Here is a 26,348-nt window from a genome sequence, read left to right on the forward strand (position 1 = left end):
AAATTTAGAAAGAGGTGATGTCTTATGTTGCAAAATGAAAATAATGAAATAAACTCTTCTTCCCTTGCAATGAATGCACTCGATGATATTCCTAAACCAACTGCAAATGCTAAGGACATCGTTGCATTAGTAAAACACAGTGGGAAGGTTACTGGTTATCAACTATCAAGTGGGGAAACCCTTTCCAAAGAAGAAGGTGTCGCATTAGCCAAAAACGGTGGCATAAACGGCGTGGGTATCTCTCATCGCAATGGTCAGGAATATCTAAAATCTCTCCCTGACAATACAGAAGGCAATAATCTAAGTAGTCTTCCTACTGTATCTGAAAATAGTGTGCAAGGTTAATTAGTGGGATCACTATCTACCTTATTATACCTCGAACAATAAGTCTCCATAAGTAGGTACAGGCCATAATGATTTATCAATAATAAGTTCCAAAGCATCAATTGGTGCTCTTAAATCTTCCATTGCTTTAGTTGCCACATCTTTGAAATACATTGCACGTTCTTTCGCTTCTTCTTTTGTATCAGCTGTTGCAATAACATTTTCAAGATGAGTAACGGCAGCTTTAGCTTTGGCAAGTAGATCTGAACTTTGAACTAATAATTCAGTCTGAACAGAAACATCTGCTCCTGGTACGGCTGACTTAATACTATTTATAGAATCTGCTAATACTTTAACTCCCTTAATAACAGCTGGTATATACTTCTGATTCGCCATCTCAATCATAGTTTTAGCTTCAATATTCAATGTTTTAGAATAGTTCTCATAATTGACTTCTGCACGAGAATGTAATTCAACAGAAGAAAGCACTGAAAACTTTTCAAAGATTCTAATTGTATTTTCATCAATTAACGAAGGAATTGCATCAACCATAGTTGGGGTATTAGGAAGTCCTCTTCTCTGCGCTTCAACTTTCCACTCCTCTGAGTATCCATTACCATTGAATATAATTCTTTGATGTTTTGTTAACGTACTCTTAATTAAATCATGAACAGCTAGATCAAAATTATCAGCTTTTTCTAATTCATCAGCCATATCACATAATGCATCTGCTACTATGGTATTCAGTACCGTATTTCCATCAGCAGCTGACATTGATGACGCAACCATACGAAATTCAAACTTATTTCCAGTGAATGCAAATGGTGAGGTACGATTACGATCTGTTGCATCTTTCTTAAGTTCCGGCAATGTATGAACACCGATATTAAGCTTACCACCTTGTTTACTTGATTTTGCTTCACCTGTTTCTATAAGCTGATCAATCACATCTTCTAATTGTTCTCCTAAGAAGATTGAGATAACAGCTGGTGGAGCCTCATTTGCACCTAATCTATGATCATTTCCTGGATTCGAAGCTGACATACGAAGTAAAACCGCATTCTCATCTACTGCTTTGATTATAGCAGATAAGAATAATAAGAATTGAATATTCTCATGAGGTGTCTTTCCTGGCTCTAATAAATTCTTTCCTGTATTCGTAACAAGAGACCAATTATTATGTTTTGCAGACCCATTTACACCAGCGAATGGCTTTTCATGTAATAAACATTCTAAACCTCGACGTTTCGCAACTTTTTTCATAGTCTCCATAACTAATTGATTATGATCTGTAGCAATATTAGCGGTACCATAGATAGGAGCCATCTCATGTTGCGCAGGAGCTACCTCATTATGTTGTGTCTTTGACAAAATACCTAATTTCCATAATTCTATGTTTAATTCTTTCATATATCCAGCAATACGTTCTTTGATACTGCCAAAATAATGATCATCAAGTTCTTGACCTTTTGGAGGCATTGCACCAAATAAGGTACGGCCAGTGAAGATTAAATCATCCCTTTGTAAATACTTTTCGCGATCCACTAAAAAGTATTCTTGTTCTGGACCAACAGAACAGTCTACCTTTTTCACATCGTCGTGCCCGAACAATTTAAGAATACGAATGGTTTGTGTGCTAATTGCTTCCATAGAACGAAGAAGTGGAGTTTTCTTATCCAAAGCTTCTCCTGTATAAGAACAGAAAGCCGTAGGAATACATAGCGTTACACCAGCTGCATCTTCTCGTAAGAATGCTGGTGATGTACAATCCCAAGCTGTATACCCTCTTGCTTCAAAGGTAGCACGAAGTCCTCCAGATGGGAATGAAGAAGCATCTGGTTCCCCCTTTATTAACTCTTTACCGGAGAATTCAAGTATCGCTTGACCTCCATTCGAAGCAGGACTGATAAAAGAATCATGTTTCTCAGCCGTAATACCTGTCATTGGTTGGAACCAATGTGTATAGTGTGTTGCACCTTTTTCTAAGGCCCATTCCTTCATCGCATGTGCCACAACATTGGCAATTTCAAGATTGAGTTCTTCTCCATCTTCAATTGTTTTCATAAGCGCTGCATAAACCTTCTTTGGTAATCGCTCTGCCATTACAGCATCATTAAATACATCGACCGCAAATACTTCTGATATCACATTTTTTAACGCCATTTTCCTATCTTCCTTCCGTTTTGTCTAAGGATATGTAACATGCTATCCTATTTTTTAGAAAAACTAATTAATTCTATTAGTTTTACTTATAAAAAAGGTGTCCTCAAATAAAATTTGAGAACACCCTTTATTACGGATACTCAAATCCGCTATTAATAAGATACCATGTTTTATACCAAAAGAAAAGAGCTAAAATTTCTTTTTGTTAATATACATAATATTATATGCGAACTTATGTTACTTTATATACTTTTTAGCTTAATATTATTAAATATACTATTTCTGACCTTATGATTTAAAAGTTGTAATTATTCTTCATTTTCATCTGTTATTTCTTCAATTACTTCTTCCTTGTACGTATCTATATATTCCCTCATATTGTCTTCGATATGCTTGTACAATTTAGTCGGATTTGATATATTACTTTTCATAATACTAAATACATGAATTTTAGTAGTGTAATCTTTTTGATAGATCCATACTTCAACTACTGTATCTTTATCAGCAGGTAATTCATGAATCTCAAAAATATATCCATCTTCTACCTCAATTACTTGAATTGTTCTTTGTTTTACATCTAACATGTTTTCTACCTCATACTTAGTTTATTATTTTGATATCAAATCTCTATTGGTAATATTAACATCCAATTGATCAAATGGTATCGTTACATCATTAGAATCGAATGCTTCTTTGATTTTCTCTAGCATATCCCACTTAAGCGTCCAATAATCTTCTGTTTTTACCCACATACGAGTACCAATATTAATTGCACTTGGATCAAAGCTATTCACGAAGATTTGTGCTTCATAATCTTTTAGCACTAATTCATGTTCACTTATAAGTTGCACAAGTATTTCCTTAACTTTCTTTATGTTCTCAGAATAGTCAATTGAAACAGATATATCCAAACGACGTATTGGCTCATGAGTTACATTAATAATATTCGAATTGGATAAAGTACCATTTGGAATTACTACCAAACGATTATCAGCTGTTAGCATACGTGTGTAGAAGATATCTAAGCCAGTTACTGTACCTTCTTTATCTGGAGTTATAATATAATCGCCAACACGGAAAGGTTTCATAACAAGAATTAAAACACCACCCGCGAAGTTTGACAAACTACCTTGTAATGCTAAACCAATTGATAATGTTGCTGTACCAAGTACCGCTACTAAAGATGAAGTATCCATACCAATTTTATTGATTAAAATCACAACTAAGATACCATACAAAAATGCTTTAATAACTGCCATCAAGAATGATGTTACACTTGCTTCTAAATTACTTCTATTAAACGTCTTATCAAGTATATGAAGTATTCCCTTAATGATTTTCTTTCCTATAAACCAAATGAGAAAAACAATAAGTAATTTTATTCCAAAGTCTATAATCTTTTCTTGTGCATTACTAAGAAATTTGGACAGTTTCGTTACTTCTTTTTCAGCGTCTTTCAACGTTTGAGTCGTCAGAAATATTGTATTTATATTCATTTTATTTCCTTCCTTTTTGTATATCACCTATTGTTACACTGTCTATTTGCGAGCTTTTCCTCGTTTTTTCTTTTCTGGTTGTTTAACAGTCTCTTTTGTAGCTTCAACTGATTTAGCTACAGCTATTTCAGCTTGAACTTCAGATTCCACTGCTTTTGTTTCTTTTGTAACTTGCTTAGGGTTTGAAGTTTTAATTTTCTCTGACGCCTGTGCTTTCTTATCTGCTGATTTTTTCTCTGTCATCTCAGTCTTTGAGAATTCAGGAGCATTTTCTACCTTTGTAGCCTTTGAGCTTTCAGAAGCTTTTTCTGCCTTCACAGCATTTGAGCTTTCAGTAGCTTTTTCTGCCTTCACTGCTTTTGGACTTTCAGAAGCTTTTTCTACCTTCATAGCATTTGAGCTTTCAGCAGCTTTTTCAACTTTTTCTGCCTTTAAGCTATCAGAAACTTTTTCAGCTTTCGCAGCCTTTGGACTTTCAGAAACTTTTTCAACCTTTGTAGCCTTTTCAGCCTTCTTAGTCTTTGAGCTTGCGGAAGCTTTCTCTTTCTTCTTAGTCTTTGCGTTTGCAGAAGCTTTCTCTGCCTTTGTTGTCTTCGTGCTTGTGGAAGTTTTTTCTGTCTTCTTATCAGCTTTTACTTCAACAACTGGAGTACAAGTAAATACGCTTATTCCAAGTGGTGGTACCGTAATTTTTATTGAATTCTCGCGGCCATCACATTCATCTTCTTTCGAATATTTTAGTCTTGGATTCACATACCCCTTACCGCCAAATACTTCTTTATCACTATTAAATGTCTCTTTATATTTACCTTTGAATGGAACTCCTACTTTGAAGTCTTCATATACTACTGGTGTAAAGTTGCAAACAACTAATAAAGTTTCTTCTTCCTTACTTGTCTTTCTTAAGAAAGTTATGATACTCTTGTCTGCATCCATACTGTTAATCCATTCAAAACCATCACTACTAAAATCCATTTGATAAAAGGCAGGATAATCCCTATACAGACGATTTAATGCCTTCACATAGTCTTTCATTTCACGATGTGCGTCATATTCAAGTAGATTCCATTGAATGCTTTCGTTTTCATTCCATTCGTCAAATTGAGCAATATCTTGTCCCATGAATAATAATTTCTTACCTGGGTGTGCCATCATATAACCATATGCAGCACGTAAATTAGCGAACTTCTGGTCGTAGCTACCAGGCATCTTATTAATCATAGAACCTTTTCCATGTACTACTTCGTCATGAGATAATACAAGAACAAAGTTTTCACTGTATGCATAAATCATACTGAAGGTTAATTCACCATGGTGACCTTTTCGGAATAACGGATCACATTTCATATAGTTTGTGAAGTCATTCATCCAGCCCATATTCCACTTTAGATCAAATCCTAGACCACCATCTGAAACCTCTCCAGTTACTTTTTCCCAAGCTGTAGATTCTTCTGCAATTAATAATACACCTTTTTGCTTCTTCTTAAAGACCTTAGAAAGATTACGTAAGAATTCTACTGCCTCTAAGTTCTCATGACCTCCATAAATGTTAGCAACCCATTCACCATCTTGCTTGCCATAATCAAGATATAGCATAGAAGCTACTGCATCTATACGGATACCGTCAATATGATATTTTTCAGCCCAGAATAGCGCATTAGCAATTAAGAAGTTTGCAACTTCTGGTCTTCCATAATTATAAATCAAAGTTCCCCAATGTGGATGAGAACCTTGTCTTGGGTCAACATGTTCATATAAGCATGTCCCATCAAAATTTGCCAATCCAAATGCATCTCTTGGAAAATGTGCTGGTACCCAATCAAGGATTACACCGATATTATGTTTATGCATATAGTCTACAAAATACATAAAGTCTTCTGGTGTACCATATCTTGAAGTTGCTGCATAATATCCTGTAACTTGATACCCCCATGAAGCATCAAATGGATGTTCCATAATTGGCATTAATTCAACATGTGTATAGCCCATTTCTAACACATAATCAGCTATCATAACAGCAAGTTCTCTATAGTTATAGAAGTTCCTATCTTCCTCATCTGGTTTCTTGAAAGATGCAAGATGAACTTCATAGATTAACATTGGGTCTTCTTTGTAATCATGTTTCTCACGTTTTGCAATAAAATCTTGATCATTCCACTTATAAGAATTTATATCATAAACGATAGATGCCGTTGCAGGTCTTAACTCAGATGCATATCCATATGGATCTGCTTTTAACATTACGCATTGGCTATTTACTTTAATCTCATACTTGTAGAGTTCTCCGCATTGTAATCCTGGAATGAATAATTCAAACACACCAGAGTCCCCTAATCTTCTCATAGGGTGACGTCTACCATCCCATAGATTAAAATCACCAACAACACTAACACGCATTGCATTCGGAGCCCATACTGCAAATAAAATTCCTGATACCCCATCGATTTCTATAGGATGTGCACCCATTTTATTATATATATCATAATGCGCTCCACTTGTAAACAGTTTCAAATCCATTCCATCAATTACCGGATCAAATCGGTATGGGTCTACAATCTCTTGCTTATCACCATTATCGTAGGTAACCAAGTACGTATATTCAGGTATTTTCTTACCTTTTACTAAACAAGTGAAAAATCCTGCTTCATCTGCTAGTTCCATTGCATAATCTTCGCCTGTCTTTGTCATATGTAATGTAACACTTACTGCAGTAGGAATAAATGTATTAAATATAATTCCCTCTTCCCTTACATGTGCCCCTAAAATAGAATGTGGGTTATCATGTTCTGAATAGACAATTGCTTCGATTTCTGCCCAATCGCATAAATTGTATAAAGTATCATTCATATAGTGTCCTCCCTTTAAATCACTAAATCGCTTCTATTGTACCACTATTTCCATATAAAAACAATTATTTTTAGTAAAAAATACTACTTTAATTAATGTGTTGGGACTATTGATACAAAAAAGGTATAAGTCTTGAATATCTTGACATAATGTCTAAGAATATTACAAAACTTATACCCATTTTTCTTTGTTTTCATACAATTATAGTAAATTTGCTACCATAAACGACATTGTATAATTTTTTATTATTCCATATACCAAGCATCTGCTTGTCCAGCATCTTCTGGTGTATATTTTTTTAGTATTTTTTCCATAATAAAAGATACGAGGTAACAAGCTAAACCAGGAACGAATATAACCACAAGTACTAGGTACCAAATTGAAAATGCTGCTATTCCAACAATAACTGCCATCAAAATTGTTGAAGGTAAATGTGAAATTGCCATAATTATCGCATTTTTAAATAATCCTTTTATTGTTAAAGTAAATCTCGATAGGTTTGGAAATGCGTAGATTGCAGTAATATAGATTAAAAAGCTCATCACTATATAAATTCCAAATAAAATAGTACCTACCTTACTGTCCATCTGTTTAACTATGTAGAAATTAAATGCCATAACACCAGCAAGAAATGTAAAGATCAGACCTGTAATTGTTCCTTGCTTTAAATTTACTTTAAATGAGTGAAAAAATTCTTTTGATACATATCCTCTTTCCCTACGTATTGACTTCACAACACTATAGTAAAGAGCGGTAGTTGCTGGTCCTATTGTTACAATTGGTAAACAACATATAAACCAGAGCAAACTTACAACCATGATATCAAAAACTTTTCCCATTACATTGAAAAAACCATTATCGATACTAAATAAGTTACCCATCCTAATATTCTCCATTCTATATTCTTTTGTCTTGAACCATTATAATATAATAATTTTATCATATAATTTAATATAATCAAATGAAAAAAGTATAAACAGTTCTATCCTAAAATTAACCTAAAGAATGAATGAAGATACCACTTCTTAATTTTGGCTCAAACCATGTTGATTTTGGAGGCATTAATCGATCCGCATCGGCTACTGCAAATAATTCTTCTATAGATGTTGGATACATAGCAAACGCCACCTCCATGTCAGAATTTACTCTGCGCTCTAATTCCTCTAACCCTCGAATACCACCAATGAACTCAATACGTTTGTCCATTCTTGGATCTTCAATACCTAGTATAGGTTTTAATAGATAATCTTGTAACACTGATACATCTAATCCGTCTACAGGATCCGTAATTGCCTTTAGATCATCTTTGGCTTCTAGCTTATACCACTGCTTATCTAAGTACATTCCAAAGTCTGATTTATGCTCAGGTTCATATGCTTTATCTCCAACTAAGGTAACGTTAAAGTTCTTTTCTACCTCATATATAAAGTCTTCCTTAGAATAACCATTCAAATCTTTAACTGCTCTATTATAATCCATTATCATTAACTGTTCATCTGGAAATAATACCGATAAGAAATAATTGAATTCTTCATCTCCAGAATAATTTGGATTCTCATTACGTCTCTTAAGTCCCACTTTAACAGCTGATGCGCAACGATGATGACCATCTGCTATATAGATTTGATTCATATCATCAAATGCCTTTTCAATTACTGCATTATCTTCGCTCTCTGACACTTTCCACACATTGTGAGTAATACCATCAGGTGAAGTGAATCCATACAATAATGCTTCCTTCTTAACTTTATCAACCACTTCATTTAGCTGTGTTACAGCACGATATGCAAGGAATATCGGTCCTGTCTGCGCATTACAGATATCAACATGATTAATACGATCAATCTCTTTATCTTCCCTTGTATTCTCATGCTTTTTGATTACATTATTCATATAGTCATCGATAGAAGCACATGCAACGATACCTGTTTGAGAGCGTCCATTCATAGTCAATTCATAGAGATAATAACAAGATTCTTCATCTGCTATAAATGTTCCATCCGAAATCATTTCTTCTAATGTCTCTCTTGCTTTCGCATACACTTTAGCATCGTATGTATCAACTGAATCATCAAACTGCGTTTCTGCTCGGTCTATCCTTAAAAATGATAAGGGCTCCTTTGCAACTTCAACTTTCGCTTCTTCTCGGTTGTATACATCATATGGTAATGCTGCTACTCTTGATACAACACCTGCATTTGGTCTAATACATCTAAAAGGCTTAATCTTTGCCATAAATTTCTCTCCTTTACCAAGAATAAGGGCTGTTAATTTCAACAGCCCTTTTTAGTAGTTATATATTTATATCGTCTATTTTTTATTATTTAACAACTCTAACTTTTAATACACCTTCAATAGCAGATAATTTTTCTACTAAAGTTTGTGTTGAGGATACTGCGATATCCAATACCGTATAAGCGTAATCACCACGACTCTTATTAACCATGTTGTCGATATTGATGTTCTCAGCAGCAAATACTGTAGTAAACTGACTTAACATGTTAGGAATATTTCTATGATTAATTGCAATACGTCCTTGACTAGCACATACACCAGCATCGCAAGCAGGGTAGTTAACTGAATTCTTAATATTACCATTATCCATAAAATCAACGATTTCTTTTACTGCCATAACCGCACAATTATCTTCTGACTCAGCTGTAGAAGCTCCTAAGTGAGGGAATGCAATAACGCCTTTCGTATTTGCAGTCTTAGCATTAGGGAAATCAGTAACATATTTTGCAACTTTGCCTGATGCTAAAGCTTCTGCCATATCTTCATCATTTACAAGAAGATCTCTTGCGAAGTTTAGAATTATTACTCCATCCTTCATCATTGCCATTGTATCTTTGTTAATCATATGTTTTGTATCATCTAATAATGGTACATGAACAGTTATGTAATCACATTCTCTAAAGATTTCTTCTCTTGTCTTAACATACTTAATATCTCTTGAAAGATTCCATGCATGTTCTACTGAGATAAACGGATCGCAACCATATACTTCCATTCCTAGGCGATTAGCTGCATTGGCAACAAGTACACCGATTGCTCCAAGACCAATAACACCTAGTTTCTTGCCTTGAATTTCTTTACCTGCAAACTTGGATTTTGCTTTTTCCATTGTTTTGCTGATATTAGCATCTTCTTTGTTTTCTTCCACCCAATTCATACCGCCTACAAAATCACGAGAAGCAAGCAATAAACCAGCTATAACAAGTTCCTTAACACCATTAGCATTCGCTCCTGGTGTATTAAATACTACGATGCCCTTTTCTGCACATTTATCAAGCGGAATGTTATTAACTCCTGCACCTGCTCTAGCGATAGCACATAAATTATCACCAAGCTCTAAATCATGCATAGCAGCACTACGTACTAATACCGCTTCTGCTTCGTCGAATGCATCAGTCTTTATATATTGATCTGTAAACAAATCTAAACCAATTCCCGCAATTGGATTAAGGCAATTATACTTAACCATGTTATTGTCCTCCTACTATCCTCTTAGATCTCTTTTTGTATGATTTTTATCTCTATTTTTCTCTATTTTAGATTTTCAGCTTCAAATTTCTTCATAAATTCAACAAGCTTTTCAACACCTTCAATTGGCATTGCATTGTAGATACTTGCTCTCATACCACCAACTGTTCTATGACCCTTTAAGTTCTCAAATCCAGCTGCTTTTGCTTCTTTAACAAACTTAGCATCTAATTCTTCATCACCAGTAACGAAAGGAACATTCATTAATGAACGATCTTCTTTTACAACTGTACCTTTGAATAATTTACTTTGATCTAAGTAATCATAAAGGATTGCTGCTTTCTTTTCATTATGCTCTTTCATAGCTTCAAGTCCACCCATTTTCTTCAACCATTTGAAGACTTTACCACAGATATAGATTCCATATGCTGGAGGTGTATTGTATAATGAATCGTTATCAGCATGAATTTTATATTTTAACATTGTTGGAGTACCCTCTAGAGTATCCTCAGTAATTAAATCTTCGCGAATAATAGCAATTACAACACCTGCTGGACCAACATTCTTTTGAACACCGCCATAGATTACGCCGTATTTTGTAACGTCCACTGGCTCTGATAAGAAACATGAAGATACATCAGCTACTAAAGTTTTACCTTTTGTATTAGGTAATGTCTTGAACTTAGTTCCATAGATGGTATTGTTTTCACATATGTACACATAATCTGCATCATCGTCAATATCTAAATCTGAACAATCTGGAATATAGGAGAAAGTTTTATCCTCTGAAGATGCTATCGCTCTTGCTTTACCATAAATCTGAGCTTCTTTAAAAGCTTTCTTAGCCCATTGACCTGTGATAATGTAATCTGCTACCTTATTCTTCATAAGATTCATTGGAATCATCGCAAATTGTTGTGATGCCCCACCTTGTAAGAATAATACTTTGTAATTATCAGGTATATTCATCAAGTCTCTTAAATCTTTTTCTGCAGTTTGAATGATTTCTTGGTATGCTTTGGAACGGTGACTCATCTCCATAACTGACATTCCTGTACCATTGTAATCTAACATCTCTGCTGCTGCTTCTTTTAACACTTCTTCAGGTAAAACAGCTGGACCTGCTGAAAAATTATAAATTCTTCCCACTTGTACTTCCTCCTTTTACGCTTGACCACTTTATTGTGTTACATTATAGAACTAAAAAAATATGAAGTCAATCCTAATTTGTCATTTTTTTGTTATTCTTGCAATAATCACTAGTCTAGCTTACAACATTTTACCATTATATACTCCAAGAAGCAATATCTTGCTATTCTTAGAGTATATATTTTATAACTAATTTCATAGCATGATGTTGGGGTCAAAAGGTATTTTGACCGTTTTTTCATGCAAGCATGAAACACATGACCTTTTGACCCTGGTATCATAGTATTCATTAGTAGGACATATTATTCACTACTTATTAATATCTATTTCTTAATATCTTCTTCATCAAATACATCATCAATTGCAGCTCCTGGTGCAACCATTGGCCACACTTTATCATCTCTTTGGATTTGACAATCAATCACTACAGGAATATTAAGTTCAATTGCTTCTTTTAATACTCCCTCTACTTCCTCTTTCTTCGTAATGCGGTACGCCTTTGCTCCCATAGCTTCTGCTACTTTTACAAAATCAACTGCATCATTTAATACTGTGTAAGAATATCTCTCTTCATAGAATAATGATTGCCATTGACGCACCATACCAAGTACATGATTATTGAATACAATCTGTATTATCGGAATATTATAACGAGTAGCTGTGGCAATTTCGTTCATATTCATTCTAAAGCATCCATCACCAGCTATATTCACAACAATCTTATCAGGGTTTGCAACTTTTGCACCAATGCAAGCACCTAATCCATATCCCATGGTTCCAAGTCCGCCTGAAGTAATGAACGTTCTTGGTTTTTGATATTTGTAATACTGCGCTGCCCACATCTGATGTTGTCCAACGTCTGTGGTGATAATAGCATCACCTTTTGTTATCTCATATAACTTCTCCATTATGTACGGACCTGTTAAAATATCTTTATTGTATTTTAATGGGTATTTCTCTGTCATTTCCGATACATGTTGAACCCATTCACTATGATTATGCTGTGTCAACTTTTCGTTCAAACGTTTTAATACCATCTTAACATCACCTACGATGCTATGGTCTGTAATCACATTTTTATTGATTTCTGCTGGGTCTACATCGATTTGAAGAATTTTAGCACCAGCTGCAAATTTATCTATATTACCTGTAACACGGTCACTAAATCTTGAACCAATTGCAATTAATAAATCACATTCTGTTACTCCAAGGTTTGCTGTTTTTGTTCCATGCATTCCAAGCATTCCCGTGTATCTTTTGTCCTCTCCATTGAATGCGCCTTTACCCATTAAGGTATCGCAAACTGGGGCATCAACTAAATCTACAAAGGTTTGCAGTTCTTCACTTGCTTCAGAGATTACTGCACCACCACCTACGAATATCATCGGTTTACTTGCATGGTTAATCATCTCAACTGCTTTTGTTAGATCTTCTTCTTTCATTGTTTCTGTTACACGTTCAATCTTCTCTGGAACTACTCTTGTATATTCTGTCTTAGCGGCTGTTACGTCCTTTGTAATATCTATAAGTACTGGGCCTGGTCTTCCAGAAATGGCAATCTTAAATGCTCGACGAATCGTATCTGCTAATTTCGTTACATCTTTTACAATAAAACTATGTTTCGTAACGGGCATGGAAATACCAGCTATATCAACTTCTTGGAAACTATCTTTTCCAAGTAAAGGAACTGTAACATTACCTGTAATTGCTACCATTGGAACAGAATCCATATATGCAGTTGCAATTCCAGTTACAAGATTAGTTGCTCCTGGGCCACTTGTTGCTAAACATACACCAACCTTACCAGTTGATCTTGCGTAACCATCTGCAGCATGTGAAGCGCCTTGTTCATGAGAAGTTAGAATGTGTTTAATATCATTTTGATGGTTGTATAGCGCATCGTAAATATAAAGAACAGCGCCACCAGGATAACCAAAAATCGTATCGACACCTTGTTCTTTTAAGCACTCAATTAATATTTCTGAACCTGTTAACTGCATATAACACCTCTTTCGCTTTTATTTTGTTTGTTTACCTATTGATGTGGTACCTCTAAGATTGCTCCTCTATTGCCTGAAGTAACCATTGCTGCATAACGTGCAAGATAACCAGTTGTGATCTTTGGTTGTCTTGGTTTCCAATTAGCACGTCTTCTTGCTAACTCTTCATCGGACACATCCATATCAAGGGTATTGGCATTAATATCAATCTTAATGATATCTCCTTCTTCAACTAATGCAATTGGTCCACCAACAGCTGCTTCTGGTGAAACATGACCGATAGAAGCTCCTCTTGATGCTCCACTAAATCTTCCATCTGTTATAAGTGCAACGCTTGAACCAAGTCCCATACCAGCAATTGCAGAAGTTGGATTTAACATCTCTCTCATACCTGGTCCGCCTTTCGGTCCTTCGTAGCGAATAACTACAACATCGCCTGCAACAATCTTACCACTTTTGATTGCTTCAATTGCATCTTCTTCACAGTCAAATACTCTTGCTGGTCCTTCATGTTTAAGCATCTCTTTGGCAACTGCAGAACGTTTTACAACACCTGAATCTGGTGCAAGATTTCCTTTTAATACTGCAATACCACCTGTTTCACTATAAGGATTCTCAATCGGACGAATAACTTCTTGGTTACGGTTTCTACAACCTGCAATGTTTTCTCCAACTGTCTTTCCTGTAGCAGTAATACAGTCTGTATGTAATAGATTCTTCTTATTTAACTCATTCATAACAGCATATACACCGCCTGCTTCGTCAAGGTCTTCCATATACGTTGGACCCGCTGGAGCAAGATGACATAAATTAGGTGTTTTTGAGCTGATTTCATTTGCTACATCTAAATTCAATTCAAATCCTACTTCATGAGCAATAGCAGGTAAATGTAACATACTATTTGTACTACAGCCAAGTGCCATATCTACTGTTAAAGCATTCATGAACGCTTTTTCCGTCATAATATCACGTGGACGAATATTCTTCTCATATAATTCCATTACTTTCATACCAGCATGCTTTGCTAACTTAATTCTCTCGGAATATACTGCTGGAATTGTTCCGTTACCACGAAGTCCCATACCAAGTACTTCTGTTAAGCAGTTCATACTGTTTGCAGTATACATACCAGAACATGATCCACATGTTGGGCATACCTTATTCTCAAATTCTTCTACATCTTCTGCTGTCATTGTGCCAGCTGCAAAGGAACCAACTGCCTCAAACATACTTGATAAACTCTTCTTTTCTCCTCTAACACGGCCTGCAAGCATTGGACCACCACTAACAAAAATTGTAGGAATATTAAGTCTTGCTGCTGCCATTAAAAGGCCAGGAACATTCTTATCACAATTAGGCACCATAACAAGTGCATCAAATCCATGAGCCATTGCAACTGCTTCTGTAGAGTCGCAAATTAAGTCTCTTGTTACTAATGAATATTTCATACCGATATGTCCCATTGCGATACCATCACATACAGCAATTGCTGGGAACACCACTGGAGTACCACCTGCCATGGCTACACCCATTCTTACGGCTTCTACAATTTTATCTAAGTTCATATGACCTGGTACGATCTCATTATGAGAACTTACTATACCAACTAAAGGTCTCTCTAATTCTTCTTTTGTCATTCCAAGTGCATTAAACAAAGAACGATGTGGTGCTTGTTGCATACCAGTTTTAACTGAATCACTTCTCATAATATTACCTCCTATTTTTCCTAACTCGACACTATTCTTTTCAATTTTATCATACTCTTTAATGTTTTAACATAGTATCGTATCAATCTCTATGATTCTTTTCTAACTATTTCGTGTTTTTTATTTCTTTAAACTCAAATTTCGCACATAAAAACTTCATTTAGAGTAGGTAACTGCTATATTCATAAGAAAAACTATCTGAACACGTCAGCACTTGATTTCGCAACGCGAAATCTTAGTACTGCTACGTGTGAAGCTAAGCGAGAGCGGGTTTTTCGTTGAATATAGCAGTTACCTACTCCTCGAATTATTCAAGTGCGAAGTTTTTTCAACTTATTTTTTGACAAATTAAGTCACCCATCTCTTTTGTACCTACTAATTGTTTTCCTTCAGACATAATATCAACGGTTCTGTAGCCTTCTCTTAATACAGCCTTCACTGCATCTTCAATCTCATCAGCTTCTTTCTCTAAATCAAAAGAATAACGAAGCATCATAGCTGCTGATAGAATAGTTGCGATAGGATTAGCTTTATTCTGTCCTGCGATATCTGGTGCTGAACCATGACTTGGTTCATATAGCCCTAGCTTGGTATCTCCTAAACTTGCTGATGCCAACATACCGATTGAACCAGTTACCATACTTGCTTCATCCGATAAGATATCACCAAACATATTCTCTGTTAAGATAACATCAAATTGTTTTGGGTCTTTTACTAATTGCATAGCACAGTTATCAACTAACATATCACTAAGTTCTACATCTGGATAATCTGTTGCAACTTCTTTCACAACTTTTCTCCATAATCTCGAGGAATCTAATACATTTGCCTTATCTACACTACAGACTCTCTTATTTCTCTTTCTTGCAATATCAAATCCCCATTTTGCAATTCTTCTTATTTCATTTTCGTTATATGTAAGGGTATCCACAGCGGTTGTTACACCATTCTCTTCGTATGTCTTACGTTCGCCAAAGTATAAGCCACCAGTAAGTTCTCTCATTACTACAAAGTCAAAGCCACCATCAATAATCTCTTCTTTTAATGGACAGGCTCCTTTTAATTCATCAAATAATATAGCAGGGCGAATATTAGCGAACAAATTCAATCCTTTACGTATCTTAAGAAGTCCTGCTTCTGGTCTAAGATCTGGAGGTAACTGATACCAGTTTGATTGACCTACATTACCACCTACTGCACCAAGTAAAACCGAATCACTTGCTAGTGCTGTGTCTAACGCTTCATCTGTCAGTGGCACTCCTGTTGCATCAATAGAACAACCTCCCATTAATACTTCTGTATAGTTAAATGTATGTCCATATGTACTACCGATCTTATCTAATACTTTTTTTGCCTCAGTTACGATTTCTGGTCCAATTCCATCTCCAGGGATTACTGCTATATTGTAATTCATTGCTGACATCATCCTTTCTGCTAAAATATACTCATTCCATTAGATTATACATACTATAACTATAAATTATGAAATCTTGTTTTTTTATTACTTATTCATATATTAGCTTACTTTCTAAAAAAAATCAATGTATATTATTAAAAAGATTATGCAATTGGAGCTATTAAATAAATGAAATAAGTATGGCATAGAAAAGCCTCCAAGTGTCAACTTAATAAAAAAGCTCTTATCTAATATCTGAGTTTCACCAAAAAACACTCAAATACTTCGACAAGAGCTCATAATTACAATATTATCAAAACTACCTTTATGCTTCTTTTAAGAAGGCAACGTAACCCTTCTTCGCTTCATAAACATCAGCTTTGCTAGTTACTTCCCATGGTGCATGCATGTTAAGTACAGCTACACCACTATCGATAACTTCCATACCATAAAGTGCAAGAATGTAAGCGATTGTTCCGCCACCACCCATATCTACTTTACCAAGTTCAGCCGTTTGAAATGCAACATTATGTGATTCCATCATGTTACGGATTGCAGCAAAATATTCTGCATTGGCATCATTCGTACCAGATTTCCCTCTAGCACCAGTATATTTGTTGAATACAATACCTTTTCCAAAGTATGCAGAGTTCTTCTTCTCGAATGCAGATGCATATGATGGATCAAAAGCAGCACTAACATCAGAAGATAACATTCTAGAATTACTTAAACATCTTCTTAGTTTTAGTTCTGAGAATCCACCCATACGATCAATTAATTCTGCTAATGTATTTTCGAAGAATTTGGATTGCATACCTGTAGCACCAACACTTCCAATTTCTTCTTTATCTACTAATAGACAACAGCTTGTTTTCTTCATATTCTCTACTTCTAACATAGCTATTAAGGAAGTATATGCACAAACTCTATCATCTTGACCATAGGCCATAATCATACTAGCATCCATACCAGCTTCTCTTGCTTTACCAGCAGGTACAACCTCTAATTCAGCAGATAAGAAATCCTCTTCATCGAATCCATATTTATCCTTTAATAGTTTAGCTACATTCGCCTTCACTGCATCTTTTTCTGTATTCTTTAATGGAATGGAACCGAATACAAGGTCAAGCGCTTCGCCTTCAATAACTTTAGCAGCCTTCTTATCAAGTTGTTCACTAGCAAGGTGTACTAACAAATCTGAAATGAATAATACAGGATCTGTTTCATCTTCACCAATTACAACATTAATAACTTCACCATCTTTCTTAACTACAACACCATGAATAGCTAATGGTATTGTTACCCATTGATATTTCTTGATTCCACCATAATAATGTGTATCTAGATATGCGATTCCAGTATCTTCGTATAAAGGATTTTGTTTGATATCTAGTCTTGGAGAATCAATGTGAGCACCTAAAATAGACAATCCATTTTCAATCTTCTCACTTCCAATATTGAATAATGCAATTGCTTTCTTCATACAAGTTGCATATACTTTATCTCCAGTTTTTAGTGTTCTATTTTCAGCAATTACATCGTTAAGATCTATGTATCCATATTCTTTTGCAATTGCAATTGCTTGCTCTACACATTCTCTTTCTGTTTTGCCATTATCAAGGAATTCTCTATAGCCTTTATTAAGACTTTCTAATTCTTTTAACTCATCTTCTGTATATTTTGTCCATGTTACTTCTTTCATTATCTTTTCCTCCATATATCTAAACTACTTTCAATTGTATGGTATAATTTACTAACAGTCAATGGCTTATCTAATATTTTGTATATACATGAATAATTAGAATAATACATGTTTTATGCATTATTTATCGATATTTTTATTATTTTAATATAGTCTATTTGGAGGACTTAGTCTTATGTGTCGAATACTGTTTGCCAAACCTAAATCAGATGAAAAGTAAAGTAATAAATAAAAAATAAAAAGACAATCTTCTAACATGAAGATTATCTTTTTATTTTTTGCGAAAAAGTATGGTATATCCAAATTATTTCTGATTGATATAGTTAATAAGCCCTTCCGCTTTGATTATCTTTTGCATAAACTCTGGAAATGCTTGACCTTGATACTGTGTTCCTTTTGTTTTGTCATAGATCATTCCACTGTCAAAATCAACCTCAACTTCATCTCCCGCCTCAATTTCCTTTGCAGCAGCAGGACATTCTATAATTGGTAACCCAATATTAATTGCATTACGGTAGAATATTCTTGCAAAAGTTTCTGCTATTACACAACTAATCCCAGAAGCTTTGATTGCTATTGGTGCATGTTCTCTTGATGAACCACAGCCAAAATTTTTGTTTGCTACCATAATATCACCTGGTTTCACTCGGTTAACGAAATCAGCATCAATATCTTCCATACATTTCTTAGCTAATTCAGCTGGATCTGACGAGTTAAGATATCTAGCTGGGATAATTACGTCTGTATCTACATTGTCACCATATTTATGTACCGTTCCATTTGCTTTCATATGAAATCCTCCTATAATCCAAGTTCACTAGGCCCTGTGATTTTACCAGTTACTGCACTTGCTGCTGCTACAGCTGGGCTTGCTAGATATATTTCAGATTCTACATGTCCCATGCGGCCTACAAAGTTACGATTTGTTGTTGCAACAGCTCTTTCTCCTGCTGCAAGGATACCCATATGTCCACCAAGACATGGTCCACATGTTGGTGTTGACACAATACCACCTGCTTTAATAATTGTAGAGAATAATCCCTCTTCCATTGCTTGAAGATAAATATTTTGTGTAGCAGGGAATACAATAAGTCGCATTCCTTTTGCAACTTTACGTCCCTCTAATACTTTTGCTGCAATTCTAATGTCATCTATACGACCATTAGTACAAGAACCAATCACAACCTGATCTATCTTTACTTCTCCCACTTCATCTATCGTTCTTGTATTCTCTGGTAAATGAGGGAATGCAACTGTTGGTTTAAGTGATGATAAATCAATTGTATATACTTCATCATATTCTGCATCTTCATCTGCTTCATATATCTTGTATTCTTTTGTAGAATGTTCTTTCATGTAGGTGATTGTTTTCTCATCTACAGGGAAGATACCATTCTTTGCACCTGCTTCAATAGCCATGTTTGCCATAGTAAATCGGTCATCCATTGTTAAGTTAGCGATACCGTCTCCAACGAACTCCATAGATCGATATAATGCTCCGTCAACACCGATTAGTCCAATTATATGTAAGATAACATCTTTTCCACTTACCCATTTTCCAGGTTTTCCTGTTAATACGAATTTGATCGCACTTGGCACTTTGAACCAAGCTTGACCTGTAACCATACCAGCTGCCATATCCGTACTACCTACACCTGTAGAGAATGCTCCAAGCGCACCATAGGTACAAGTGTGTGAATCTGCCCCGATAACAACATCTCCAGCTACTACAAGACCTTTTTCTGGTAGTAGTGCGTGCTCAATTCCCATTTCTCCAATTTCAAAATAATTTGTAATATCATTATCTTGTGCAAATTCACGGACACATTTACAGTGTTCTGCCGATTTAATATCCTTATTTGGTGTAAAATGATCTGGAACTAGTGCGATTTTATCTTTATCAAATACATTTTTAGTATCAAACTTATCCATTTCATGAATAGCTACTGGAGCTGTTACGTCATTACCAAGTACTAGGTCAAGATCTGCTTCAATCAATTGCCCTGCAGATACGTAATCAAGACCAGCATGGGCAGCCAATATTTTTTGTGTCATTGTCATTCCCATAATTGAACCCTCCTATTGTTTCGTCAATAATCATAATACCCAACTTAACATGGATAATTGTTATAGCTTTATTCTAACACACAGCTTTCTATAAATAAAATACATATAAATCATATTTACTATGATGGTGGGTTATATACAATTCAAGATCATAAGATTTACTTGCAAACTTACCTCTTTTTGGTATAAGATATTATCATAAAAATACAAGCTTACTATAATAGTAAGTTATGCAGTAACTTATGTTACTACCGTATTACATAGATAAGGCAAGCATCACTTGCTATGGTGGAGGTTATTATGGAACAAAATTTATCCCTATACAAAATATTTAATTGTGTTGCAGAAGCGGGAAATATATCCCGAGCAGCAAAAGAACTCTATATAAGCCAACCTGCAATAAGTAAAGCAATAAGTAAATTAGAACAAAATCTTGAGGTTACCTTATTTACAAGAAACTCTCGTGGTGTTCATTTAACAGAGGAAGGTAAGATGCTCTACGAACATACGAAATCGGCATTTGAAGCCTTACAACTTGGTGAAGACACCATTCGTAAAGTCAATGAATTGGGAATCGGCCATATTCGTATCGGTGTCAGTACTACCCTTTGTAAATATCTATTAATTCCTTATCTAAAAGAATTTATTGCAAAATATCCTCACATCAAAGTCACGATTGACTGCCAATCAACATTTCAAACTATAGAACAAATAGAAAATAAGCAAATTGATATCGGATTAATAGCGAAACCAGAACAACTTCGTAACATAACCTTCTTCCCTATTGCAGAAATCGAAGACGGTTTTGTTGCTACAAAAACATATATGGATAATCTTAAATTACGGGAAGCAGATGATCACTTTGATGTATTCAAATCAGCCAATTTAATGCTTCTTGATGAAGAGAACATAACTAGAATGTATATAGATAATTACTTCAGAACCTATCACGTAGAAACCAATAAGATTCTTGAAGTAAACAACATGGATTTATTAATTGAGTTTGCAAAGATAGGTCTTGGTGTTGGGTGTGTCATTAAAGATTTCGTACGTGATGAGTTAGCAAACGGTACTTTAATTGAAGTCCCATTCGTAGCCCCTATCACCAAACGTGATATCGGATTTGCTTATGCAACGAATGTGTCTCCTTCCGAATCTTTGCAAAAATTCATTGATTTTTACCAACTAAAGAAATAAATTATATCACTTAATAAATTCATAAGATTTTCATAAGAATAATTCATCAATTCTTTCTCTTATCTTAAAACATAATTTTCTGATTTATGATTTAATAGTATTAGGAAATGTAAATCGGTATTGTCATATGTTTGAAAGGAATGAAGATCGCAATGAATATTTATGATACAAAGAAAGATGTATTTAATAAAATTAAGTTTCTTTTTCTAAAAGCTGTTGGTGAAGTTCTATTACTTATATGTATCTTTGCAGGGATTAGCTTTGGAATCGGTAAATTATTCGGATAAAGCGTACCAAATCTTGTCCCAAGACTTGGTGTCGACTAGATAAAAAAGTAGCCTGTAACATGCGATTTGGCAATGTTACAGGCTACTTTACATACTAAGATGTTTTCCATATCTTAAATGTCTCAAATGCAGAAGGTAGGGCATAAGATTCTACCAAATCATCATAACTTACCATTACAGTATCCGTTAAATAGGAAGTTTTTTCTTTTACTATGTTATCCACAGTGCTAGATGAATTTTCTTCCAGTTGTCCACAAAACTGCTCCATTTGTTCACTTTCAGTGAATATTATGTGGAAACCTGTCATATGCCATTCTACATGGCTAAAGATATGTTTCCCTTCCTTTAATGAATATAACTTTATACTATTAGCATTATTGCCAAATATCTGTTTTAGCATATCTTGTACTTTATCTATTGAACTCTTACCTTCCATGTTAGGAAATTCCCATAATCCAGCTAGTAACCCCTTCTGGGAACGTTTATGCAATGCTATCTTCCCATCACATTCAAGTACAAAAATTGTTTTATCTTCTATTCTTCTTCCTTTTTTCTTTGGTTTTACAGGTATCTGCGATTGTAAATCTTTCTTAAACGCCGTACACAGATGCATCACCGGACATTTCTCACATAATGGCCTTCCATTTGGTATACATATAGTTGCACCCAAATCCATAAGTGACTGATTAAATTCTCCTGCTGCATCTGCTGGCGTAATAGCGGTAAAATCTATCTCTAATTGCTTCTTAACGCTTGCTTTAGTGATGTCATCAAAACTTCCTGAAAGACGTTTCGCAATCCGAAGCACATTACCATCTACTGCTGCCACAGGGATTCCATAAGCAATTGATGCAATCGCTCCTGCTGTATAACTTCCGATACCAGGCAGCTTTAACAACTCCTTATAGGAAGCTGGTAGCTTGCCATCATACTCTTCTACAACAACTTTGGCCGCTTTTTGCAGATTTCGTACTCTTGAATAATAGCCAAGCCCTTCCCATAATTTCAACAATACTTCTTCCGATGCATTTGCCAAGTCTTCTATTGTCGGTAAAGCTGTGAGGAAACGATCATAATATCCTCTCACTGCTTCTACCCTAGTTTGTTGTAACATGATTTCAGAAATCCACACATGATATGGTGTGGAATCTAGTCTCCATGGCAATATTCGCGAATTTGCCTCATACCAATCCACAAGATAAGGAACTATTTCTCCATAATCATATAATTTTTCATTATCTATATTATTCATCTTAAGCCTCTCAATAACTTCTTAAAAAACGTTAACTGATTACTTCTACTTCTATATACTAATAAACTTTAATCTACTCGACTATAATCTTCCATGCCTCAATTAATCTTTCTAGTGAGAACGATGCATTGGCTGGACTTGTCGACGGAAGCTTAATTATATCACGATTTATTACTGAAAGGCAATATCTATTATACAGTTCATATGATTTATTCCCATTGGCAAATATGTGTTTCACTTTTGATTGGTCTAATATAAGAGATAAGTCATTTGGTACAACGTTTTTGATGCTACTATCACTAGATCCAACAATTTCACAACTTTGAATAACATCCCACACCGCTATTCTATTCTCAAGTAAGAACTGCTTCTTTTCCTCAATAGAAGAAGGCAAATCTGTATTGCAAACAGCCGCCAACACTTTCCAAAATCGATTCTGTGGATGATGATAGAAGAACTGCCCTTCTCTGGATTTTACCGAAGGGAATGTACCTAAAATCAAGATTTTAGAATCTTCATTATAGATTGGTTGTATTGGATGTACCACTGTATCAGACATATGTGCCTCCTTATTAATTATTGGAATTTGTGAGATAACCTCACTTTTTGTTTATTTCTTAATCTCAAATTCTTGGATACCCATGAACCCTGGAGCTACTTCGTATTTTTCAAATACGACTACAGGATTTCCAGCTTCATTCACATAAAAATGTGTATTTTCATCAACGCTAGTAAACCCACCTTCTTCTTCTGTGAAATAAGTCAAATTCTCATCTACTTTTACTCTTTGTTCCATCTCTTCCCGAATTGCTTGGTTCGCTTTATAGATGTAATCATCTCCCATGATATCTTTTAATGTTAGCACATCTCCCGTTGCTAAATCAAGCGTATAGAAGAATTGTTCTGTATAGGCATTCGCCCAGTCTTCATAAGAAGTGATAACGATAGATATCATCTCATCATTTTGCGCCTTAACTTCATAATCCACATTAGCATGGATATCCTTTGCTTTAAATTCTTCTTCTGTACCACCAGTTTCTAGAAAAGCGTCTTTGTACTCAGCAATATGAGTTTCTGCTTGCTTAATATGATCATCAACCAATCCCTGTATCTCTTTGTTAATATCTACAACTACTTGTTTTACATCCTCATTGTCACTTTCCACTTCTATTTGTGGTACGTCAGCTTTAATGGTTCTATCTTCATTGGCATCTCCATAGGATCTGATGGTTAACACCTTTGCTACTGTACCTATTAAAGGTATATTCTCCACTCCTTTTGCGAATGATTCACTTGAATTTAAACCTATAACAAAAATGCCAAAACATGCTACAATACCTATTCCTGTGCGGGCAAGAAACTTTTTAGTCTTATTATTCGTTTTATGACCAACACTATTTTTCATACAATCCATCTCCCTTTTCTTTTGTTTAACCTCATAATCGTCAAATACATCATTAACCCTTTTACTTAATTCTTCAGGCACTTGAATTTGATTATACTCTTGCTTGCTATTATTAAGGATTATCTCTTTTAATTCATCTCTTTCTTTATTCATAATTAACCTCCTGTAATGCTTGTTTCAATCGTTTCAGTCCTATATATAATCTTGATTTTACAGTACTTAGATTGGTGTCGGTTATCTTAGCTATCTCTCTTAATGATAGTTCATTATAAAATCGTAAAGTAACAACAGTCCTTACTTCATCTGCAAGAGTATCTAAAGCCTTTAATAAACCATCATCTCCCTCAATTTTATATTCTTGTGTGTACACCTCTTCAAGTATGTTTTCGTCACCACAAACAATCTCCTTGGAATTCTTTCTTATAAATCCCAAACTTTCATTGACAATAATTCTATAGAAGTAGGTTGATAAGTACTTCATATTACGAATCTCTTCATACGATTCTAATAATTTACATATACTATTTTGCACAATATCTAAAGCAGCTTCTTCATTCTTAACATAAGAGAATGCCAATCGATAGAATTTTTGTTGGTTTGAAATCACATACTCTTTTATTATTTCGTATTTATCTTTCTTCATAAAAATACATAGGCTCCTTTCATAACCGCGCATGTATTTTTCTGCGCTTTACAAGTTTGCGGTGCAGACACAAACTTGCTAAGGAACAAAAAAGAAACTTGCTCCTTTTGTTCTTACATTCTTTAGATGATTTACTATATCAAAAAGTTTTAGTAACAAAAAAAATTATGTAACCAAAATTATCAAAACAAAAAAAGTGCTTCACACAGCATACACTGTATAAACACTATCTTGTCAACCTTTTCATAGTAAATCCAGCTGCAAAAGGTCTACCAATAGAAACTTGATTAAACAATATTTAAGCCCACACTATAGCCAAAATATTACAGTGTAGGCTTTTACTAGCTGTTAATAAGAGTGCATTTTATTCAGATACAAACTTGGTTCCGTCCCATTTTTATTTAGTTGAATAATATTCTCCTTTAGATTGATCATAATTCTCATATATAATAGAATTCTCACTAAGCTTTTGCAATTCTAAAGAATATGAATGTGAAGCTATAATTATACTATTTTGATTAATTCCTGATATTGAAACGAGTAAGATATAAGGCACCCCGTTCTTATCAATAGAATAGATATTATAAATGCTTCTATTGGAACCAATCCACTGCCCTAATGTAAAATCCGATTGGCCATCGTTGTTATAATCCTCTAGGAAAAGTTCAAATTGACCCGAAAAACTAAGTTCCTTTTCATTCCCGATTTCTAATTGAATCTCTGAAATCAGGTTTTTAGGTTCGGGAGTATCTTGAAATACCTGAAGATAATATGAACCATCCCAAGATGATTGTTGTTCAGTTAGATAGTCATATCTATAACTTCCTTCTTTTAATACAATTTGAATGTAATAATTTTGCGAGCATATATAACTATTAGCCATAACAATAGGATCCATAACCGTTATTTCCGGATATTTACTAGTAGATTCAGATGCTGTGCTAATATTGTTTGAATTAGTCGCGCCAGTACCATTTGTTAATACTTTTGTATCATCTCTTTTATTAGTACATCCGACTATTAAGAACGAAATCAACAGTAATATCATTATTTTTATTTTTTTCAATATATATTCACTCCTGAACAATTAATTCCAACTCATATATTTCCATATTGTACTATAATTATACAAAAATGTAAATACTAATATGATAATTGCCTTAATATTAAATTAACGGTGAGTTGTAAAATGAGATGCCATTTTGTTAGGCGAGATGCAATGTTTGTAAGT

The 26,348-nt window shown here is 34.6% G+C and carries 22 protein-coding genes; 3 read left to right on the forward strand and 19 right to left on the reverse strand.

All coding sequences use genetic code 11. The annotated features are described in order from the left end of the window. Positions 1-24 precede the first annotated feature (24 nt). A complete protein-coding gene (locus ACW2QF_RS06070; RefSeq protein WP_455715102.1) occupies positions 25-345 on the forward strand; it encodes a DUF3892 domain-containing protein in 321 nt (106 codons plus the stop codon). A 24-nt stretch (positions 346-369) separates the two neighbouring features. On the opposite strand, the gene ACW2QF_RS06075 is transcribed toward ACW2QF_RS06070, so the two are convergent. The 14 genes from ACW2QF_RS06075 to leuC all read right to left on the reverse strand — a co-directional run bounded on the left by ACW2QF_RS06075 (position 370) and on the right by leuC (position 20,333). Continuing rightward, the gene (locus ACW2QF_RS06075) at positions 370-2,487 is read right to left on the reverse strand and encodes a glutamine synthetase III family protein (protein WP_455715103.1); all 2,118 of its coding nucleotides are present in this window, start codon (positions 2,485-2,487) and stop codon (positions 370-372) included. Positions 2,488-2,795: 308 nt separating this feature from the next. Further along, positions 2,796-3,071: a hypothetical protein gene (locus ACW2QF_RS06080; protein WP_455715104.1), complete on the reverse strand. Its 276-nt coding sequence runs from the start codon at positions 3,069-3,071 to the stop codon at positions 2,796-2,798. A gap of 24 nt (positions 3,072-3,095) precedes the next feature. Further along, positions 3,096-3,983, reverse strand: a complete 888-nt coding sequence (locus tag ACW2QF_RS06085; RefSeq protein WP_455715105.1) for a mechanosensitive ion channel family protein — start codon at positions 3,981-3,983, stop codon at positions 3,096-3,098. Positions 3,984-4,025: 42 nt separating this feature from the next. After that, complete coding sequence (gene glgB / locus ACW2QF_RS06090; RefSeq protein WP_455715106.1) at positions 4,026-6,830, reverse strand: 1,4-alpha-glucan branching protein GlgB; 2,805 nt, start codon at positions 6,828-6,830, stop codon at positions 4,026-4,028. Positions 6,831-7,075: 245 nt separating this feature from the next. Next, a complete protein-coding gene (locus ACW2QF_RS06095; protein WP_455715107.1) occupies positions 7,076-7,711 on the reverse strand; it encodes a YesL family protein in 636 nt (211 codons plus the stop codon). A gap of 112 nt (positions 7,712-7,823) precedes the next feature. After that, positions 7,824-9,065: a DUF1015 domain-containing protein gene (locus tag ACW2QF_RS06100; protein ID WP_455715108.1), complete on the reverse strand. Its 1,242-nt coding sequence runs from the start codon at positions 9,063-9,065 to the stop codon at positions 7,824-7,826. Positions 9,066-9,150: 85 nt separating this feature from the next. Then, positions 9,151-10,314, reverse strand: a complete 1,164-nt coding sequence (locus ACW2QF_RS06105) for a phosphoglycerate dehydrogenase (protein WP_455715109.1) — start codon at positions 10,312-10,314, stop codon at positions 9,151-9,153. Positions 10,315-10,376: 62 nt separating this feature from the next. Next, positions 10,377-11,462 carry a 3-phosphoserine/phosphohydroxythreonine transaminase gene (gene serC, locus ACW2QF_RS06110; protein WP_455715110.1) on the reverse strand — a complete coding sequence of 362 codons (1,086 nt, stop codon included), beginning with the start codon at positions 11,460-11,462 and terminating at the stop codon, positions 10,377-10,379. Positions 11,463-11,785: 323 nt separating this feature from the next. Further along, positions 11,786-13,462, reverse strand: coding sequence for a biosynthetic-type acetolactate synthase large subunit (ilvB, locus tag ACW2QF_RS06115; RefSeq protein ID WP_455715111.1), 1,677 nt, complete (start codon positions 13,460-13,462; stop codon positions 11,786-11,788). Between the two features lie 35 nt (positions 13,463-13,497). Further along, a complete protein-coding gene (gene ilvD / locus ACW2QF_RS06120; RefSeq protein ID WP_455715112.1) occupies positions 13,498-15,168 on the reverse strand; it encodes a dihydroxy-acid dehydratase in 1,671 nt (556 codons plus the stop codon). A gap of 328 nt (positions 15,169-15,496) precedes the next feature. Then, entirely contained in the window at positions 15,497-16,582 is a 1,086-nt protein-coding gene (gene leuB / locus ACW2QF_RS06125; protein ID WP_455715113.1) for a 3-isopropylmalate dehydrogenase, read from the reverse strand. A 307-nt stretch (positions 16,583-16,889) separates the two neighbouring features. Then, entirely contained in the window at positions 16,890-18,269 is a 1,380-nt protein-coding gene (locus ACW2QF_RS06130; protein WP_455715123.1) for an aminopeptidase, read from the reverse strand. A gap of 301 nt (positions 18,270-18,570) precedes the next feature. Next, the gene (gene leuD, locus ACW2QF_RS06135; protein ID WP_455715114.1) at positions 18,571-19,056 is read right to left on the reverse strand and encodes a 3-isopropylmalate dehydratase small subunit; all 486 of its coding nucleotides are present in this window, start codon (positions 19,054-19,056) and stop codon (positions 18,571-18,573) included. Positions 19,057-19,067: 11 nt separating this feature from the next. Beyond that, positions 19,068-20,333 carry a 3-isopropylmalate dehydratase large subunit gene (gene leuC, locus ACW2QF_RS06140; RefSeq protein ID WP_455715115.1) on the reverse strand — a complete coding sequence of 422 codons (1,266 nt, stop codon included), beginning with the start codon at positions 20,331-20,333 and terminating at the stop codon, positions 19,068-19,070. 300 nt (positions 20,334-20,633) lie between these two features. On the opposite strand from leuC, the gene ACW2QF_RS06145 reads away from it, so the two are divergent. After that, complete coding sequence (locus ACW2QF_RS06145; protein ID WP_455715116.1) at positions 20,634-21,530, forward strand: LysR family transcriptional regulator; 897 nt, start codon at positions 20,634-20,636, stop codon at positions 21,528-21,530. 152 nt (positions 21,531-21,682) lie between these two features. Next, on the forward strand, positions 21,683-21,817 hold the full coding sequence (locus ACW2QF_RS06150) for a hypothetical protein (RefSeq protein WP_455715117.1): 135 nt from the start codon (positions 21,683-21,685) through the stop codon (positions 21,815-21,817). 94 nt (positions 21,818-21,911) lie between these two features. Here the strand turns inward: ACW2QF_RS06150 and mutY are convergent, their stop codons facing one another. From mutY to ACW2QF_RS06175, 5 genes are all read right to left on the reverse strand, one after another. Continuing rightward, positions 21,912-23,069, reverse strand: coding sequence for an A/G-specific adenine glycosylase (mutY, locus tag ACW2QF_RS06155; protein ID WP_455715118.1), 1,158 nt, complete (start codon positions 23,067-23,069; stop codon positions 21,912-21,914). A 73-nt stretch (positions 23,070-23,142) separates the two neighbouring features. After that, positions 23,143-23,628 carry a DNA-deoxyinosine glycosylase gene (locus ACW2QF_RS06160; protein WP_455715119.1) on the reverse strand — a complete coding sequence of 162 codons (486 nt, stop codon included), beginning with the start codon at positions 23,626-23,628 and terminating at the stop codon, positions 23,143-23,145. A 51-nt stretch (positions 23,629-23,679) separates the two neighbouring features. After that, the gene (locus ACW2QF_RS06165) at positions 23,680-24,627 is read right to left on the reverse strand and encodes an RsiV family protein (protein ID WP_455715120.1); all 948 of its coding nucleotides are present in this window, start codon (positions 24,625-24,627) and stop codon (positions 23,680-23,682) included. Beyond that, positions 24,620-25,117 carry an RNA polymerase sigma factor gene (locus tag ACW2QF_RS06170; RefSeq protein WP_455715121.1) on the reverse strand — a complete coding sequence of 166 codons (498 nt, stop codon included), beginning with the start codon at positions 25,115-25,117 and terminating at the stop codon, positions 24,620-24,622. Before ACW2QF_RS06170 ends, ACW2QF_RS06165 begins: the two co-directional genes overlap by 8 nt. 397 nt (positions 25,118-25,514) lie before the next feature. Further along, positions 25,515-26,183, reverse strand: a complete 669-nt coding sequence (locus ACW2QF_RS06175; protein ID WP_455715122.1) for a hypothetical protein — start codon at positions 26,181-26,183, stop codon at positions 25,515-25,517. Positions 26,184-26,348: the final 165 nt, after the last annotated feature.

This window comes from Anaerosporobacter sp. (assembly GCF_965301125.1).

Bases quoted from the DNA above. Each gene is read 5' to 3' on its own strand.
- leuD (WP_455715114.1), bottom strand. From the start codon at position 19,056: ATGAAAGCAAATGGAACGGTACATAAATATGGTGACAATGTAGATACA.
- ACW2QF_RS06070 (WP_455715102.1), top strand. From the start codon at position 25: ATGTTGCAAAATGAAAATAATGAAATAAACTCTTCTTCCCTTGCAATG.
- ACW2QF_RS06075 (WP_455715103.1), bottom strand. From the start codon at position 2,487: ATGGCGTTAAAAAATGTGATATCAGAAGTATTTGCGGTCGATGTATTT.
- leuC (WP_455715115.1), bottom strand. From the start codon at position 20,333: ATGGGAATGACAATGACACAAAAAATATTGGCTGCCCATGCTGGTCTT.
- ACW2QF_RS06145 (WP_455715116.1), top strand. From the start codon at position 20,634: ATGGAACAAAATTTATCCCTATACAAAATATTTAATTGTGTTGCAGAA.
- ACW2QF_RS06170 (WP_455715121.1), bottom strand. From the start codon at position 25,117: ATGAAGAAAGATAAATACGAAATAATAAAAGAGTATGTGATTTCAAAC.
- ilvB (WP_455715111.1), bottom strand. From the start codon at position 13,462: ATGCAGTTAACAGGTTCAGAAATATTAATTGAGTGCTTAAAAGAACAA.
- ACW2QF_RS06160 (WP_455715119.1), bottom strand. From the start codon at position 23,628: ATGTCTGATACAGTGGTACATCCAATACAACCAATCTATAATGAAGAT.
- mutY (WP_455715118.1), bottom strand. From the start codon at position 23,069: ATGAATAATATAGATAATGAAAAATTATATGATTATGGAGAAATAGTT.
- leuB (WP_455715113.1), bottom strand. From the start codon at position 16,582: ATGAATTACAATATAGCAGTAATCCCTGGAGATGGAATTGGACCAGAA.
- ACW2QF_RS06105 (WP_455715109.1), bottom strand. From the start codon at position 10,314: ATGGTTAAGTATAATTGCCTTAATCCAATTGCGGGAATTGGTTTAGAT.
- ACW2QF_RS06150 (WP_455715117.1), top strand. From the start codon at position 21,683: ATGAATATTTATGATACAAAGAAAGATGTATTTAATAAAATTAAGTTT.
- ACW2QF_RS06085 (WP_455715105.1), bottom strand. From the start codon at position 3,983: ATGAATATAAATACAATATTTCTGACGACTCAAACGTTGAAAGACGCT.
- ACW2QF_RS06100 (WP_455715108.1), bottom strand. From the start codon at position 9,065: ATGGCAAAGATTAAGCCTTTTAGATGTATTAGACCAAATGCAGGTGTT.
- glgB (WP_455715106.1), bottom strand. From the start codon at position 6,830: ATGAATGATACTTTATACAATTTATGCGATTGGGCAGAAATCGAAGCA.
- ACW2QF_RS06165 (WP_455715120.1), bottom strand. From the start codon at position 24,627: ATGAATAAAGAAAGAGATGAATTAAAAGAGATAATCCTTAATAATAGC.
- ACW2QF_RS06080 (WP_455715104.1), bottom strand. From the start codon at position 3,071: ATGTTAGATGTAAAACAAAGAACAATTCAAGTAATTGAGGTAGAAGAT.
- ilvD (WP_455715112.1), bottom strand. From the start codon at position 15,168: ATGAGAAGTGATTCAGTTAAAACTGGTATGCAACAAGCACCACATCGT.
- ACW2QF_RS06095 (WP_455715107.1), bottom strand. From the start codon at position 7,711: ATGGGTAACTTATTTAGTATCGATAATGGTTTTTTCAATGTAATGGGA.